Origin of the sequence: Enterobacter cloacae complex sp. ECL352, from assembly GCF_020149545.1 — a bacterium.
Taxonomy (GTDB): Bacteria; Pseudomonadota; Gammaproteobacteria; order Enterobacterales; family Enterobacteriaceae; genus Enterobacter; species Enterobacter asburiae_B.
This window is the reverse complement of sequence record NZ_CP083711.1, coordinates 40,505-56,044: the sequence shown is the minus strand read 5'-3', so window position 1 is coordinate 56,044 and position 15,540 is coordinate 40,505. Positions and strand designations below refer to the sequence as shown.

Below are 15,540 nucleotides of genomic sequence, written 5' to 3'. Positions count from 1 at the left end.
GCTGATTGATCCTTTTTTTTTGCTATTTGAATTTCGATAAACATTAACCACGAGAATGCAGTAGCTCGGCTATCTCATGAGCAATTTCATCGATTGTATGAGTTGCAGTACTACGAGCAACTTTGTCTGCTAATGATGGACTAAAATCGACAACTTCTTGTTTTGTAATATTATGCCATATGGGAAGCAATATTTGCTCACCAGAAATAGCACGAGTGACGATTCCATCAAGTTCATAATTTGTCCAACCTTTGCTTATAAACGCCGGAGACAAAACTAGGGGTCTGACGCTCAGTGGAACGAAAACTCACGTTAAGCAATTGTGGCTGAGAAAAACCAAAGGATCCGGCGAGGATCCTTTGGTGTGCTGACATGACCAGTTTCTTTTGGGATATTTTTTCCCTGCATGAAGTCCTTTATGTCCTGATCATAATGCCATTAAAAATTCTATGCTATGGCTTCGCTATTTTAGACATTCCCTAACAGCTTTGTCTAAATCCGCCACATAAATTGGGGTAGGATGCCCAGATTTCATTTTCCATACAGTATATCCTCCCTTTGTTGCTTTGCCGCGCAGCTCTGTCTGCTTTCCTTCTGTGATAAATCTCACTAGAATCTTACTCCGACCATCTTCATGAATATTAAAAAGCTTGCGCGCTACGGCATCAGTCAATAGATGGCCCCCCTTGGTATCAAGGCAATAGACAAGGTCTGACTTCCATACTAAAAAGTCTGGATAAAATGAGCTTGTATCACCCTCTGTCAATAGTGGGATATGAAAACCGCCACTGCTCAGGTTTCTGTGCCAAGGGTAACCAGACCTATCTAAAGCCTCAGCAAAAGGAGCCTCGAACTTATTAAGTCCTGAGTACTTTTCATATAATGAATGCTCAAAGTGAGTAGCGTTACGAGGAACTCGAATAACACCAAATTGAAACGGAGAATCGCTTTCATATGCCAGCTCAGAGTTATCATAATATGCTGAAACTATTTCAGCAGCTAACTTATCTGCATACCTTGCGGCAGAACTATGTATCTGAACTCTAACATCAAATTTAGGATGTTTAAGATCAGTTATAGCAAGTGCTCTATTTGACCGTGTCCGTATAGCTGTATTAATCAACCACCTTAACCGAACGGGGTTTGTATTGCCTTCAGGCGTCCACTCAGTTGCTTTACTATCTCGCCCCAATGCGTCAAGCTCGACGAGCTGTGTTGCAATATGAGCTTGTCCCTGAGTATCTGCACTCCCTTCGACGAACGTAGGAAAATCGCTTAGAATTTCGGCTATTCGAATACACGCATCGCTAGCATCAACATGTACGTGATGGAGTTTAACATCCATGCCATCTTTTAAATTAAGATCTTCAGCAGTGCCTGCAGTACCGCTAAAATTATCCACTATTTCAATAGGTGCACCCTCAGCTTTTAGCTTATCCTTTACGGCATTTATTGCCGAGGAAAATACACTTTGATTGTCAACACGGAGAAAGAAGTGTGCAGAATTAATTAACTGATTATCATAATGACGTGCGCCATATTGCCTAAGAACACGGCCGATGATCTGCTCTACTTGGATTGACGACCCCATGCTTTTATCTATATAAGCAAGGTAACAAGCAGGGTCATCCCATCCCTCCTGAAGAGAGAGGTTGAAGATTATATGTTTGAAATTACCAGCCTGAAAATCCTCAAAATCATTCTCTCCCTTTGAGAAAAGATTGACCTCCGCTGGCTTGTTCCCATCCAAGAAAGACAAGTTTGCATAAATCGCAATTTCATTTGGGGGGATACCTTTCTCTTCGACCAAATAACGCCAAATACGAATAGGAGGTGCTTTCCGATGCATGAATGGCTTGGAGTGATCATCTTTTTCGCCGTCATCAGCAATGTTTGTTTTGCACACGTATATGGCTTTTGGACTGAATCCAAGACCTCGCTCGGAAATCTCAGCTTTTATCAATTCTAATCTTTTATGAAGATCATCAAGTGATTTTTCCATTGCCCCGGTAGTGCCGTCAAATTGAATAGCTTTTTTAACCAACTCGGCGCTAACAACTTTTTCACTGCTAATGGCTGTCGTAACGAATAACTGTGCATCAGGGCTACCATCAGCCCCGAGTGCACTAAGTTCCGCAAAGCGCTCATAATCATTAGAGGCTTCTTCAGCCCAAAGCTTTATCGGTTGGATAACAGCCTTATGAAAATTAGCTGGCAACTTTAAAGTCGCACTTGCAAGCAAATATGCATCAGGTTCCAATTCAGATAAAATTTCTGTTTGCTGCTCAGAAAGATTATGTCCCTCATCATACACAATTAATAATGGGCGCCGTTTAGCACCTGTTTTTCGTGCAATAAGTCGCTCCCATGGAGATGAATCGCCGAATAGATCAGCATCTTTCTTATATATATTTAAAGCCCCCTCAGATTGATCTCTGTTATTAAAAAGACCAGTAGTGGCCATGATCATCAAAGGTGTGCTCCCATCTTCGATATGCATAGGAGTTAGCTGAGCTATATTTATGATACGAAAACCATCTACGATTTCTGAATATTTTCCACCTGCACTAAAGTTAGAATAGGTCTGAGCAACTACTGACTTCGCTTTAGACATCCAGTGACCTGCCCCCACGATTAGATACAACACTCAGTTAGTAACGTCGGAATCTTCATTCTCAGAATGACCCTTTCTCCAGCCCGCTGCAAATTCAGACGGTGTCTGATAATTCAGCGTGGAGTGCGGGCGGCATTCGTTATAATCCTGCCGCCAGTCATTAATAATTTTCCTGGCATGAACGATATCGCTGAACCAGTGCTCATTCAAACATTCATCGCGAAATCGTCCGTTAAAGCTCTCAATAAATCCGTTCTGCGTTGGCTTGCCCGGCTGGATTAAGCGCAACTCAACACCATGCTCAAAGGCCCATTGATCCAGTGCACGGCAAGTGAACTCCGGCCCCTGGTCAGTTCTTATCGTCGCCGGATAGCCTCGAAACAGTGCAATGCTGTCCAGAATACGCGTGACCTGAACGCCTGAAATCCCAAAGGCAACAGTGACCGTCAGGCATTCCTTTGTGAAATCATCGACGCAGGTAAGACACTTGATCCTGCGACCGGTGGAAAGTGCGTCCATGACGAAATCCATCGACCAGGTCAGATTGGGCGCCGCCGGACGGAGCAGCGGCAGACGTTCTGTTGCCAGCCCTTTACGACGTCTTCTGCGTTTTACGCCCAGGCCACTGAGGTGATAAAGCCGGTACACGCGCTTATGATTAACATGAAGCCCTTCACGGCGCAGCAACTGCCAAATACGACGGTAGCCAAAACGCCTGCGCTCCAGTGCCAGCTCAGTGATGCGCCCTGATAAATGCGCATCAGCAGCCGGACGGTGAGCCTCATAGCGGCAGGTCGACAGGGATAAACCTGTAAGCCTGCAGGCACGACGTTGCGACAGACCGGTCGCATCACACATCAACATCACGGCTTCCCGCTTCTGGTCTGTCGTCAGTACTTTCGCCCAAGAGCCACCTGAAGCGCCTCTTTATCCAGCATGGCTTCGGCAAGCAGCTTCTTGAGTCTGGCGTTCTCTTCCTCAAGCGACTTCAGGCGCTTAACTTCAGGCACCTCCATACCGCCATACTTCTTACGCCAGGTGTAAAACGTGGCATCGGAAATGGCATGCTTGCGGCAGAGTTCACGGGCGGGTACCCCAGCTTCGGCTTCGCGGAGAATACTGATGATCTGTTCGTCGGAAAAACGCTTCTTCATGGGGATGTCCTCATGTGGCTTATGAAGACATTACTAACATCGGGGTGTACTAATCAACGGGGAGCAGGTCACCAGAATATTATGGGTTCTGAAGAAAAATGAGATCTTAGTAGGGTAACGGCTTGTGCTAATACTGGTGTCTTGCCTGCTCCTGTAAGTGCAGATAATGCCTGAAAAAATGGTCGCGGTTTTGGCCCTTTGCTAGGGCGATATGGATGCCCAGCGAAAAATGCGTAGCGGTCTACGATTGTCTTTGCAGCATCGGCTTGAAATACTTTAAGTTCAAAATCAGGCATCAGTATCATTCTCATTATTGAAGGAGTCCTGACGCTGGCTGAAACCTATGTGCTCAAGAACCCTATCTGGGATTTTATAAAATTCGACACTACTACCGGTGTATGGAGCAAGGGCAGCATACACATGATAATGTGGGGCTAAACCTGCCTGCCTAGACTCTTCAGCTATTTCCCTGAATGCTGCTTTAGTCAGGGCTGATGGTTTATCTGGAGCCCCCCAAATTAAGAAGAACCCTTCTTGTTTCGAGTTAACCGCAAATAGATGCCGATTCGGCTGAGTAGGTAGCCTTCTGAGATACGACTTTGCTTTTTCTGCTTTATCCCAATAACTTGTGAGTAATAGATCTATCATTTCCTCACGAGCAAGCGTATTCACCGCATCAGCGTCTATTTTTTCGCGCTTTAGCTCAATAAATCGAAATCCCCCCACTAATGGTTCTTTTTTAGTTTTAGACCAATCACCTGAAATCACACGCTTTACACGCTCAGCTGTGAGGGTTTTTGCATAGTGGTCACCTTTCTCAGTATTGCCTTGTTCAATTAAAATGAATCGTCTATTTGTATCGGCTTCTTTATTTAATTCAAGCACTGCATGCCCCGTAGTTCCAGAACCTGCAAATGGATCTAAAACAATGCCGTCCGGACGACACCAGAGTTGGATGATTTTGGTCATCAATTTGAGAGGTTTTACGGTAGAAAAACCATGCCCTTGACCAACAACAGCTGTTAGTTCGGCCACACCATCTGCAGATCGACCCGACTCCGAGTAATCCCAAGATGTAGAGCCTAAATCAATGTCAGTCAGGATTTCGGAGGCAAGATCGGTATCTGACCAGTATGTTACGGGCACTTTCCCTTTCTTTATTTGTTCAAGATAAGTTTTGACGCGGGGTCTACCCAGACCGTCCCGGCCAAACCAAAGAAATGGCCAGTTATTTTTTGCAAGCCGGGCATATGCTTTCTTAGATACTGAGCTCGCGATAGCTCCTGGTTGTTGGCCTTTAACAACCAAAGCTTTTCCACGACCATCTCCTATATCGCGTTCTTCGTACTCAGGTCCCCAAGCGTTCAGCCATATTTTTACATTCTTCTTAGGATGCCTCCACGCACCATTACCAGCTGGGTAATGCACAACTCCTGTGAATGGAGACTGGATACCATAGTCGTCCTTAGCTGAATAACTTTTTGCAGTAAGATTTCCCTCACGCCAGTCGTTTCCCGGGTCGTTGTCTGGATTGGAGTATCTCTTGTTGTCAGCCTCTCCACGAGCGAGCGATGCCGTCCGTACACGGGTTATATCTTTCCCGTATACCAGTACGTACTCGGTTGCCGTCGAGACATGTTTATTATCAGGTCTCGCAGCCGCGGACTTTTGCCAGTTAATAATTGCTAAACGATTATCCTCGCCAAATATCTCATCCATGAGCATTCCTAGGCGGAAAAGTTCCCGATGATCGATACAAATCGCCATCACGCCACCTGGTTTCAGCATCTCCCTCATCATCCAAATTCTGGGGGTCATGAAGCGCAACCATTTGCTATGCTTCGAACCGTCGTCTTTAGGAACTACATCGCCCAAATCAGGGTCGTTGGGATCTTTATCCCATTTGTCGTTATAACGGAAATCCTCTCCGGTATTGTAGGGAGGGTCTGTCAGTACGAGATCAATCTGCCCTCTATATTTATAGAGAGTGACCATTGCGGAAAGATTTTCTCCATCCCAAATCTCATTTTCAGCCTGAGCAAGCTCTTCACCACAAGAATATTTTTTTATAATACTGAAGAGCTTAGGCTTCACCTGTCTGATTATTTGCCACGGAGCTGTTCGGCCGGTGTAATTCATAACGATGCCATTTTTACCGGCGTCGACTAGTGCCGCATCATGCTCTTGAAGCATTCGGACCAGTGCCGCCCTAGGCAGTTGTTCGTAATCCATAATTGCCCTTTATCGTTCATGCTAATAACAGTAGACATAGCTTTATACGAGGTTATTTCCTATCGTGTTCAGCCTACTAGTGACGTTCCATCATGTGTACCACTACGTAGTAGCGAGAATTTTGTAGACTGTGGAACGTGCAATCTTTAACTGTCTGGATATGCTGGTTGCGCCAAGACCTTGTTCACGAAGACAGTGAACTTTAGCTTTATCCACTGTTGGTTTGCGGCCAAATTTAATCCCTTTAGACTTGGCCTCTAACCTTCCTTCATTTGTTCGTTCAAGGATGCGAGTACGCTCTGCTTGAGCTACTGCTGAAAGAATGGTGACGATCATCTTCCCCATCTCCCCATCGGTACTAATCCCGTCATCAATGAACCGGACAGCCACGCCCTGGGCGTCAAATGTTTTAATCAGTTGGATCATATCGGCAGTGTCGCGGCCAAGACGGTCAAGTTTCTTGACCAGAATGACATCACCTTCCTCCACCTTCATACGGAGCAGATCCAGCCCCTCCCTGTCGGCAGAGCTGCCGGATGCCTTGTCGGTAAAGATGCGGTTGAATTTCACCCCCGCGTCTTTGAGCGCCTTGACCTGAATATCGAGAGACTGCTGACTGGTTGATACCCGTGCGTAACCAAAAAGTCGCATAAAAATGTACCTTAAATCGAATATCAGACACCGTATGTCTATTATGGCAAAAATACGATTTAATAGACAGTCCATGCCTGCCGTTTTATGCTGTCTTATAATTCATAATATTTCGGACGGTTGCGAAATTGTTAATTCATGACCATCAGGCAGGGAGGCCGGTATGCCCGTCGATTTTCTGACCACTGAGCAGGAACTGAATTATGGTCGCTATGTTGCAGAACCCAATGACGTGCAGCTGGCGCGCTATTTTCATCTTGATGAGCGGGATCTTGCCTTCATTAACCAGCGGCGGGGAAGGCATAACCGGCTGGGAATTGCGCTTCAGCTCACCACCGCCCGTTTTCTGGGCACCTTTCTGACAGACTTAACCCGGGTTCTGCCAGGTGTTCAGCAATTTGTCGCGGTGCAGCTTAATATTCGCCGTCCGGAAGTCCTTACCCGCTACGCAGAACGGGTTACCACCCTCAGAGAGCATACTGCGCTGATTAAGGAATATTACGGTTACCATGAATTTGGCGATTTCCCCTGGTCTTTCCGCCTGAAGCGCCTGCTGTACACCCGCGCATGGCTCAGTAATGAGCGACCCGGCCTTATGTTTGATTTTGCCACCGCGTGGCTGCTTCAGAATAAGGTCCTGCTGCCCGGAGCAACCACACTTGTACGTCTCGTCAGTGAAATACGCGAACGGGCAAATCAGCGGCTGTGGAAGAAACTGGCCGCGTTGCCGGACAGCTGGCAGACCGCCCGCGTGACGGAGCTTCTGGACATTCCTGAGGGGCAGCGTACTTCACCGCTGGAGCAACTGAAAAAGGGACCGGTCACCGTCAGCGGCCCGGCATTTACCGAAGCGCTGGAGCGATATATCCGGCTGCGAAACCTGGAATTTTCCCGACTGAATTTTACCGGTCTGCCTGCTATACAACTGCGTAATTTGGCCCGTTACGCAGGCATGGCGTCGGTAAAATATATCGCGCGAATGCCACAGCAGAGAAAACTGGCCGTACTCACAGCATTCGTTAAAGCGCAGGAGACTGCGGCGCTGGATGAGGCCGTTGATGTGCTCGATATGCTGATACTGGATATCACTCGTGCGGCGAAGAAAACGGGGCAGAAAAAACGGCTCAGGACGCTTAAAGATCTTGATCGTGCTGCGCTAATATTGGCGCGGGCATGTTCATTGTTGCTGGATGAACAGGCTGACGATGCTGAACTGAGGGAGACCATATTCAACAGCATACCGAAAAGCAGGCTGGCAGAATCCGTCAGCAAGGTAAATGAGCTGGCCCGGCCTCAGAACAACAATTTCCATGACGAAATGGTGGAGCAGTACGGGCGGGTAAAGCGCTTTCTTCCGGCGGTATTGCGCGACCTGCATTTCCAGGCAGCGCCAGCCGGAGAACATACGTTGTCCGCCATTCATTATCTGACCGAACTGAACGGCTCGAAAAAGCGCATCCTGGACAATGCGCCTGAACATATTATTACCGGCCCCTGGAAACGCCTGGTATACGATGCGGAGGGCCGGATACAGCGTGCCGGTTACTCGCTTTGTCTGCTGGAGCGCCTTCAGGATGCACTACGTCGAAGGGACATCTGGCTCGAAAACAGCGATCGCTGGGGAAATCCCCGCGAGAAGCTGTTGCAGGGGGAAGAATGGCAGGCTCAGCGGGTCCCCGTTTGCCGGGCGCTGGGACATCCCACTGATGGACATAAAGGCGTGCAACAGTTGGCGGTCCAGCTAGATGAAACCTGGAAAACCGTCGCATCCCGCTTTGAAGGAAATGCGGAGGTTCATATTTGCCATGACGGTAAACATCCTTCCCTGACTATCAGCAGCCTGGAGAAACTGGAGGAGCCACCATCGTTGCATCGTCTCAACAGTCGGGTAAGGCTGCTACTCCCGCCAGTAGATTTGACGGAACTGTTGCTTGAAATAGATGCCAGAACGGGATTTACACGTGAGTTTACGCATGTCAGTGAATCCGGGGCCCGGGCACAGGATCTGCACATCAGCCTGTGCGCGGTCCTGATGGCAGAGGCCTGCAATATCGGGCTGGAACCGCTGATAAAGCACAATATACCGGCGCTGACGCGCCACCGGCTTAGCTGGGTAAAACAGAATTACCTCCGGGCAGAAACGCTGGTCAGCGCCAATGCCCGCCTGGTTGATTTTCAGTCCACACTGGAGCTTGCTGGCCGCTGGGGTGGTGGCGAAGTGGCTTCAGCTGATGGCATGCGCTTTGTCACGCCGGTGAAAACCGTCAATTCAGGACCTAACAGAAAATATTTTGGTTCCGGACGTGGCATCACCTGGTACAACTTCGTCTCTGATCAGTACTCTGGATTCCACGGCATCGTTGTCCCCGGCACATTACGAGATTCCATTTTTGTGCTGGAAGGCCTTCTGGAGCAGCAGACAGGGCTGAATCCGGTTGAGATCATGACAGACACAGCCGGTACCAGCGACATTATTTTTGGCCTCTTCTGGCTGCTGGGATACCAGTTTTCCCCCCGGCTTGCCGATGCCGGTGAAGCGGTATTCTGGCGAGTGGATAAATCGGCAAATTACGGTGCACTGGACGAACTGGCACGTGGTTGTGCCGATCTGTCGAAAGCCGAGGATCAGTGGGATGAGATGATGCGAACCGCCGGTTCGCTGAAACTGGGCACCATTCATGCTTCAGAACTCATTCGCTCTTTGCTGAAAAGCTCGCGCCCATCAGGGCTGGCACAGGCGATCATGGAAGTGGGGCGCGTCAACAAGACGCTGTACCTTCTTAATTATATTGATGATGAGGATTATCGTCGGCGGATCCTGACGCAGCTAAACCGGGGGGAAGGCCGCCATGCTGTGGCGAGGGCGATCTGCTACGGGCAGCGCGGTGAGATCAGAAAGCGCTATCGTGAAGGTCAGGAAGATCAGCTGGGGGCACTGGGCCTGGTCACTAACGCAGTGGTACTGTGGAACACACTTTATATGCAGGAAGCCCTGAGCTGGATACGCAGTAATGGAGAAGAAATCGGGGTTGAAGATATCGCCCGGTTGTCCCCACTGATGCACGGGCATATCAATATGCTGGGGCATTATACGTTTACGCTACCGGAGGATATTTTGAAGGGGGAACTGAGAGAACTAAATTTCAATTTAAACAATGAATTAACTTCTTAGCGTACGTTTTCGTTCCATTGGCCCTCAAACCCCTTGATCGTCTCGATACGGGCCGCGAAGGCCAGGCGGTTGACGGCCTTCTCGACCAGGAGCGCGGAGGCCGCCAGGCGCTCCCGATCCTCGTCCATCAGCACGACCACGCTGGTGTAGTAGCCGGCCGCCACCAAGCCGCTGTTGACCTCGGCGATGGCCGCCTCGGCGTCGCCGACCATCGCGGCCGCGTCCTGGTTGATCGAGCCGGTATTCGTGTTGAACACCTGATCGAAGAAGCCGCGAATCTTCTGCTTCCACTTCTTGCGGAACTTGTCCAGGTGCTTCAAGGACTCGTGCTGATCCATGAAGATGAAGCGGCTCGACCAGCGGTATTCGCTGGGCAGCTCGGCCAGGGCCGAGAGCACCCCAGGCGTTGACTCCAAGGGGAAGCCTTCGATGGCGACCACCTGGATGAACTTGCGCCCGATCTTGGGCACGACGCCGCCCCACAGCTCTTGCCCGCCGATTACCGCATCGAGGTACATCGGATTGCTGGGCAGCATGACCGGGTGATGGAGGCCCGTCACGCAGAACTGCAACCAGCTCAGGAAGTCATCGTGCGTGACTTCCCTGCCCTCTTCCGACACGACTTTTTGGCCGCGCAGGCGCGTCATCTTGACCGCCGAGGACAGGCGCGATTCCAGGCTGGTGATCTCGCGCTTGAACTGCGCAATCAGGCCCGTAGTGCGCGCCGTATGGTCGGGAGCCACCGCATCGTCATCGAACATGAGTTCGACAAACTTGCGCTGGGCCAGTACTGGCGGGAACCACGTGACGGTCAGGACAAAGTAGCCCTCGAACATCGCGCCCAGGCCCTCGAACAAGCGCCGGCGTTCCTCGTCAATGGCGAAGGAAACGGAGTCGGGGAACGATGACACGCCCCGCTCCGAGTAGTTCGGCGCAGGCCGACGCACAGCATCGACATGCACCATCCAGCCGTTCCCCAGGCCCGCCAGGGCCTGGTTGATGCGGAACGACACCATTTCCCGCTGTTCCTCGGTGCTGCTGGCGTTGTCATCCCCCTTGTACAGCCAGGCGGCCATAAAGGAGCCGTTCTTGCCCACGATCACGCCGTCATCGACCACGGCGGCGTAATTGAGCAGATCGGCCAGGCCGGCATCCTTGGCGCGATGCTTCTTGAGCTTCAGCTCGGCATCGACAGCCCGGATGCGGGCAAAGAGGATGAGCAACAGAACCGCACCGAGCACAGCAATGGCAATTGCGATTGCTTCGATCATTTGTATTGCTTCCCTTGACTCGGCGTGTTGTCACGGAAGGGCGTGCTGCGAGCCGGGTAGTACGGCTTGTACCGGCGGTGCCGCAGGTACACGTGTCGCAGCTTCGGATCGGCCTTCGCCATGAGGCGCAGCGCGAAGAGCGCGCCGAACCACAAGGCGATGCCGAACACCGTTGCCCTCACTTCTTGGGCGCTGAAAATCAGCGCGCCGGCCAGCAGGCCCGAGAACATCACCAGCTCACGATCCCCGCCCATGAACAGGTTTTCTCGGTTGCCGGCCCTACGGATGGGGATCGCGCGCAGAGCCATGACTTACCCCGCGATGTGGCCGCGCTCGGCCCAGCGCATGACGGCTTCGCCGGGGAAGCCGGCCACGTCCAGCGCGGCGACCTTGACCTGGTGCAGCGCGCCATCGGTCAGGGCGGCGATTTCCGCGCCACGGCCGAAGAACGTGCTCATCATGTTCTGCGCGCCGACCAGCAGGGCCATGACCAGGACGATGAAGATCAACGTGCGGAAGAAGCCGTTGAGTTCGCCGCCGAAGATGAGGATGCCGCCGGCGACCACGATGCCGATGATCGACAGCGCGAAGGCCACCGGGCCGGTGACGGAGTTGCGGAGGTTGGTCAGCCAGCTCTCATACGGCAGAGAGCCGCCGGTGCCCTCGGAGGCGAATGCGTGCTGGGGGGCCAGCAGGAAGAACGCCAGGAGGGCGAAGAGGCCCATGTAGAACAGGGCGTTGCGGTTGAGGCGGAATGCCGGGAAGGTTGCTTGCATTGGTCGTAACTCCTAGTCAGAGGGTTTTGGTGATGTACTGGCCGTTGGCGAACCCGGAAACCTCCAAGATTTCCTGGATGCGCCGCGAGCCTTCGACGCGGGCGATATGAACAACCACGTGAACCGCCTCGCCGATAAGCGGTTCAATGGGTTTCGGGGAATCGGGGTGCATGCTGATGAGCATGGCGAGCCGATCCAATCCAGCTTTGGCGTTGTTTGCGTGCAGGGTTGCAGCACCTCCTTCGTGCCCGGTGTTCCAGGCCATCAACAGATCAAGGGCTTCGGGGCCGCGCACCTCGCCGACCAGGATTCGGTCGGGGCGCATGCGGAGGGTGGTTTTCAGCAGCGCCGTCATGTTCACGTCGATGCTGGTGTGGTACTGGACGTAGTTCTCGGCGGCGCACTGGATTTCGCCGGTGTCCTCGATGATGAAAACCCGCTCGGTCGGGTCTTGAATCACCATCTCGTTGATGATCGCGTTCACCAGCGTGGTCTTGCCCGAGCCGGTGCCGCCGATCACAAGGATGTTCCGGTGCGCGCGCACCGCTGCAATCAATGCCTCGCGCTGCGGCGCGGTCATGATTCCGCGTTCGACGTACTGATCGAGCGTGAAGATGGCGACGGCCTTCTTCCGAATGGCGAAGGTGGGTGCGGGCACAACCGGCGGGAGCTGGCCGGCGAAGCGACTGCCATCAAGGGGCAGCTCGCCTTCCAGGATCGGCTTGGAGCGCGTGACTTCCTTGCCGTGGTAGCCCGCGATGGTTTCGATGATGGCTTGCGCCTGCGCGACGCGCAGCGTGCCGATGCACTTCATCGGCTCGCCCAGGCGTTCGAGCCAGAGCTTGCCGTCCGCGTTGAGCATGATTTCAACGGTCTTGGGATCGTTGAGGGCGGCCAGCAGCTCCGGCCCCATGTCGCGTTCGAGCTTCTTCTTCGCCCGTTCCTTGATGCTGTTGTGTTCTGGTTTCTGGTCGGTCATTCCGTATGCCCTGTATGCCGTTGCGTTTCGCGCATTCTACACAGGTGCATACGATATACCGAACTAATTTCGACCGCAACACCGAAGCGCACAAGGGTGACTTCGGCCGCGACGTTGCATCGCGGATTGCAGGGGCGAAAGAGGCGACAACGCGGCGCATGCTCCGTGCGCCCTCGCGCCGAACCCGTGGCGTTTGCGTTATGGGTTGTCCGGGGGTTGAGCCACCCCGGCGGGCTTTAGCGGCTAAAACTTGGCTGGCTCTTGTGGCTCAGTTCCGCGCCGCTTCCCTTCCCTTCTCACATCCTGGCGTCAACTCCCTCTAAGTTTCTTCCTTGTCGCTTCGCCCCACTTCTTGACGATGAACGCCTGGTGTTCTGGCAGCACGGCCGCCACGCGCTCGAAGCCTGGCGGCAGGCTTCGGGGTGCCTTGCCGCCGGCCAGGGCGTCAAGGGCTTCTTTGTCCAGGTCGGTCGATTCAAGCAGGAGCGGCAGGGGAGTTTCAAGGGCCTGCGCAATGTCCTCCATCACCTTTAGGGAGGGGTTGGCTTTGCCAGTAGTGAGATCGGACAGGAAGGAGATCGAAACCCCCGACCTGTCCGATAGCTCCTTTTTCGTCATGTGCCGCTCATCGAGCAGCCGGAGCACGTTCGTGAAGAAGATGTAGTTGTACAAGGCCCGTATGCCTTCTCGGTGCGGGCGGCAGAAAATTTTAGCCGCTAAAGTTCTTGACCACGGACGCAGGTTTAGCTAAACTGACGACTCCATTAGCGAAAGGAGCATGACGAATGAGCCACAACCTGTTCCAGTTTATCGGTAATCTTACCCGCGATACCGACGTTCGCCATAGCGAAAACAGCGCCCGCGCCGTTTTCGACCTGGCTGTCAATCGCGTGTGGCGCAACGCAGCCGGTGCGAAGCAGGAGCAGACGGACTTCTTCCGCATCAAGTCGTTCGGCGGCCTGGCCGAGAACGCGGGCAAGTACCTGGGCAAAGGCTCCAAGGTGTTCGTCCAGGGCCGCATCGAGCCGACGAAGTACGAGAAGGACGGCAAGACCGAATACGGGTTCGATTTCATCGCCGAGGAAATCGAATACCTGGACACCAAAGCGCCAGGCGGCGGCCAGTAAGGCCAGGCCCGGCCACGGCCGGGCAGTATGCTAGGAGGGAGATTAGATGCAGAACGAGTTCAACGAGCAGGAATACAGGCGCAAGCTCATCGAGGGCGGGCTTAGCGAAGCCGACGCCACCGACCTTGCCGCCCGTACCGCCGCCGCTCGCAGGGACTCGGGCAGCGCCGGCGGGGCCTTCCGCCCCGCCGGTTCCCTCTTCGAGCTGCCGGCCACGGCCGGCGACAACGAGGCGGCTTTGCCGCCGAAGCTACCGACGCCGGCAAGTGCCGCCGTCGAGCGATCCGAGCGCATGGCGCAGGAATCGGCCGAGCTTGCGCGCACGATGGGCCTGCCGCCCGAACCGCGCACCGCCGTGAACAAGATGGCCGAGCAGATCGGCGCGCTGGCCCAGGACAAACGGAGTAGTGCGATGGCGACCAAGAAGCGAACGGCCGGCGGTGAGCTGGCCGAGAAGGTCAGCGAGGCCAAGCAGACGGCCTTGCTCAAGCACACGAAGCAGCAGATCAAGGACATGCAGCTCTCGCTGTTCGACCTGGCTCCCTGGCCGGATCACATGCGGGCACTGCCCAACGACTTCGGGCGGTCGGCGATCTTCACCGTCCGCAACAAGAAGGTGCCGCGCGCCGCGCTGCAAGGCCAGTCGATCTACCACGTCAACAAAGACGTGGAGATCACCTACACCGGGATCGAGCTGCGCGCCGACGACGACGAGCTGGTATTCGCCCAGGTGCTGGAGTACGCGAAGCGCACCGCGCTCGGAGAGCCGGTTTCCTTCACGTTCTACGAGCTTTGCCAGGACTTGGACTGGTCAATCAACGGTCGGTACTACACAAGGGCCGAGGAATGCCTGACGCGGCTCCAGGCGTCGGCCATGCAGTTCTCATCCCAACGCATCGGCCGGCTCGAATCGGTGTCGCTGATCCGGCGCTTCCGCGTCCTGGATCGCGGCAAGCGCACGTCGCGCTGCCAGGTCGAGATCGACGCCGAAATCGTGGTGCTGTTCGCCGGCGACCACTACACGAAATTCGTGTGGGAGAAGTACCGCAAGCTGTCGCCCACCGCGCGGCGCATGTTCGACTACTTCGCCACCCACAAGGAGCCGTACCCGCTCAAGCTGGAGACGTTCCGGCTGATGTGCGGCTCGGATTCCACCCGGCCGAAGAAGTGGCGCGAGCAGGTAGGCGAAGCGTGCGACGAGCTGCGCGAAAACGGCCTGGTCGAAAGTGCGTGGGTGAACGACGACCTGGTGCATTGCAAGCGGTGATCGCCCCCCTGCCCTCCCCTGGAGCCGCCCGAGATCGAGGCGGCTTTTTTTCTCGAGCATCGCCACTTCCGGCGAGGCAGTACCGCGCACCAGCCCGCGCACGTCGAGCTGCAGCATCGTCACTTCCGGCGAGGCTGGCCACGTCCTGGCCACGGTCGACCATCGCCACATCCAACGATGCCCCGAGGGCCCCATCGCCAGTTCCGACGATGACGGCCGCCGCTGGATCTCGCATCGCCACTTCCGACGATGAGATCCACTCTTTGACATTTGAGGGGCCAAGCTGCGGGGGATTCT

Annotated in this window: 12 protein-coding genes and 2 pseudogenes; 3 read left to right on the top strand and 11 right to left on the bottom strand. The window is 53.7% G+C overall.

The features are described 5' to 3' along the window. Positions 1 to 43: 43 nt before the first annotated feature. The 6 genes and pseudogenes from LBF07_RS24440 to LBF07_RS24415 form a co-directional block, all read right to left on the bottom strand. Positions 44 to 280 (bottom strand): annotated as a pseudogene (locus tag LBF07_RS24440) (DUF1883 domain-containing protein); the annotation flags it as partial. 183 nt (positions 281 to 463) lie between these two features. Further along, the gene (locus LBF07_RS24435) at positions 464 to 2,614 is read right to left on the bottom strand and encodes a hypothetical protein (RefSeq protein WP_224435165.1); all 2,151 of its coding nucleotides are present in this window, start codon (positions 2,612 to 2,614) and stop codon (positions 464 to 466) included. Between the two features lie 33 nt (positions 2,615 to 2,647). Continuing rightward, positions 2,648 to 3,768, bottom strand: a protein-coding gene (locus tag LBF07_RS24430) for an IS3-like element ISSen4 family transposase (protein WP_087451024.1) whose coding sequence is annotated in 2 segments (ribosomal slippage) — positions 2,648 to 3,510 and positions 3,510 to 3,768 — 1,122 coding nt in all. Because the reading frame shifts where the segments join, the coding sequence is not laid out codon by codon here. A 68-nt stretch (positions 3,769 to 3,836) separates the two neighbouring features. Next, positions 3,837 to 4,064 carry a hypothetical protein gene (locus LBF07_RS24425; RefSeq protein WP_224435159.1) on the bottom strand — a complete coding sequence of 76 codons (228 nt, stop codon included), beginning with the start codon at positions 4,062 to 4,064 and terminating at the stop codon, positions 3,837 to 3,839. Beyond that, complete coding sequence (locus LBF07_RS24420) at positions 4,057 to 6,000, bottom strand: site-specific DNA-methyltransferase (protein WP_032490861.1); 1,944 nt, start codon at positions 5,998 to 6,000, stop codon at positions 4,057 to 4,059. The genes LBF07_RS24425 and LBF07_RS24420 overlap by 8 nt, the downstream gene beginning before the upstream one ends. 102 nt (positions 6,001 to 6,102) lie before the next feature. Next, positions 6,103 to 6,651, bottom strand: coding sequence for a recombinase family protein (locus tag LBF07_RS24415; protein WP_025760443.1), 549 nt, complete (start codon positions 6,649 to 6,651; stop codon positions 6,103 to 6,105). Positions 6,652 to 6,814: 163 nt separating this feature from the next. Between LBF07_RS24415 and LBF07_RS24410 the strand changes: the two genes are divergently transcribed. After that, the gene (locus tag LBF07_RS24410; RefSeq protein ID WP_012291341.1) at positions 6,815 to 9,823 is read left to right on the top strand and encodes a Tn3 family transposase; all 3,009 of its coding nucleotides are present in this window, start codon (positions 6,815 to 6,817) and stop codon (positions 9,821 to 9,823) included. Here the strand turns inward: LBF07_RS24410 and LBF07_RS24405 are convergent. From LBF07_RS24405 to LBF07_RS24385, 5 genes and pseudogenes are all read right to left on the bottom strand, one after another. Then, a pseudogene (locus LBF07_RS24405) lies at positions 9,823 to 11,094 on the bottom strand (conjugal transfer protein TrbE); the annotation flags it as partial. The gene LBF07_RS24410 and the pseudogene LBF07_RS24405 sit on opposite strands and share 1 nt — an antisense overlap. Beyond that, complete coding sequence (locus tag LBF07_RS24400; protein ID WP_001207961.1) at positions 11,091 to 11,402, bottom strand: conjugal transfer protein TrbD; 312 nt, start codon at positions 11,400 to 11,402, stop codon at positions 11,091 to 11,093. The pseudogene LBF07_RS24405 and the gene LBF07_RS24400, both read right to left, overlap by 4 nt. A gap of 3 nt (positions 11,403 to 11,405) precedes the next feature. Further along, positions 11,406 to 11,870 carry a conjugal transfer system pilin TrbC gene (gene trbC / locus LBF07_RS24395; RefSeq protein ID WP_011114046.1) on the bottom strand — a complete coding sequence of 155 codons (465 nt, stop codon included), beginning with the start codon at positions 11,868 to 11,870 and terminating at the stop codon, positions 11,406 to 11,408. A 16-nt stretch (positions 11,871 to 11,886) separates the two neighbouring features. Beyond that, complete coding sequence (gene trbB / locus LBF07_RS24390; protein ID WP_000132020.1) at positions 11,887 to 12,849, bottom strand: P-type conjugative transfer ATPase TrbB; 963 nt, start codon at positions 12,847 to 12,849, stop codon at positions 11,887 to 11,889. 309 nt (positions 12,850 to 13,158) lie between these two features. Next, entirely contained in the window at positions 13,159 to 13,521 is a 363-nt protein-coding gene (locus LBF07_RS24385) for a transcriptional regulator (RefSeq protein WP_010890126.1), read from the bottom strand. A 113-nt stretch (positions 13,522 to 13,634) separates the two neighbouring features. Between LBF07_RS24385 and LBF07_RS24380 the strand changes: the two genes are divergently transcribed. Together LBF07_RS24380 and trfA are read left to right on the top strand one after the other, a co-directional pair. Then, positions 13,635 to 13,976 carry a single-stranded DNA-binding protein gene (locus LBF07_RS24380; protein WP_000019167.1) on the top strand — a complete coding sequence of 114 codons (342 nt, stop codon included), beginning with the start codon at positions 13,635 to 13,637 and terminating at the stop codon, positions 13,974 to 13,976. Positions 13,977 to 14,022: 46 nt separating this feature from the next. Then, positions 14,023 to 15,243, top strand: a complete 1,221-nt coding sequence (gene trfA, locus LBF07_RS24375) for a plasmid replication initiator TrfA (RefSeq protein WP_011114072.1) — start codon at positions 14,023 to 14,025, stop codon at positions 15,241 to 15,243. Positions 15,244 to 15,540 lie beyond the last annotated feature (297 nt).

Excerpts from the sequence above, each read along its gene's own strand:
- LBF07_RS24400 (WP_001207961.1), bottom strand. The coding sequence starts at position 11,402 with ATGGCTCTGCGCGCGATCCCCATCCGTAGGGCCGGCAACCGAGAAAAC.
- trbC (WP_011114046.1), bottom strand. The coding sequence starts at position 11,870 with ATGCAAGCAACCTTCCCGGCATTCCGCCTCAACCGCAACGCCCTGTTC.
- LBF07_RS24380 (WP_000019167.1), top strand. The coding sequence starts at position 13,635 with ATGAGCCACAACCTGTTCCAGTTTATCGGTAATCTTACCCGCGATACC.
- LBF07_RS24410 (WP_012291341.1), top strand. The coding sequence starts at position 6,815 with ATGCCCGTCGATTTTCTGACCACTGAGCAGGAACTGAATTATGGTCGC.
- LBF07_RS24415 (WP_025760443.1), bottom strand. The coding sequence starts at position 6,651 with ATGCGACTTTTTGGTTACGCACGGGTATCAACCAGTCAGCAGTCTCTC.
- LBF07_RS24420 (WP_032490861.1), bottom strand. The coding sequence starts at position 6,000 with ATGGATTACGAACAACTGCCTAGGGCGGCACTGGTCCGAATGCTTCAA.
- trbB (WP_000132020.1), bottom strand. The coding sequence starts at position 12,849 with ATGACCGACCAGAAACCAGAACACAACAGCATCAAGGAACGGGCGAAG.
- LBF07_RS24425 (WP_224435159.1), bottom strand. The coding sequence starts at position 4,064 with ATGCCTGATTTTGAACTTAAAGTATTTCAAGCCGATGCTGCAAAGACA.
- LBF07_RS24435 (WP_224435165.1), bottom strand. The coding sequence starts at position 2,614 with ATGTCTAAAGCGAAGTCAGTAGTTGCTCAGACCTATTCTAACTTTAGT.
- trfA (WP_011114072.1), top strand. The coding sequence starts at position 14,023 with ATGCAGAACGAGTTCAACGAGCAGGAATACAGGCGCAAGCTCATCGAG.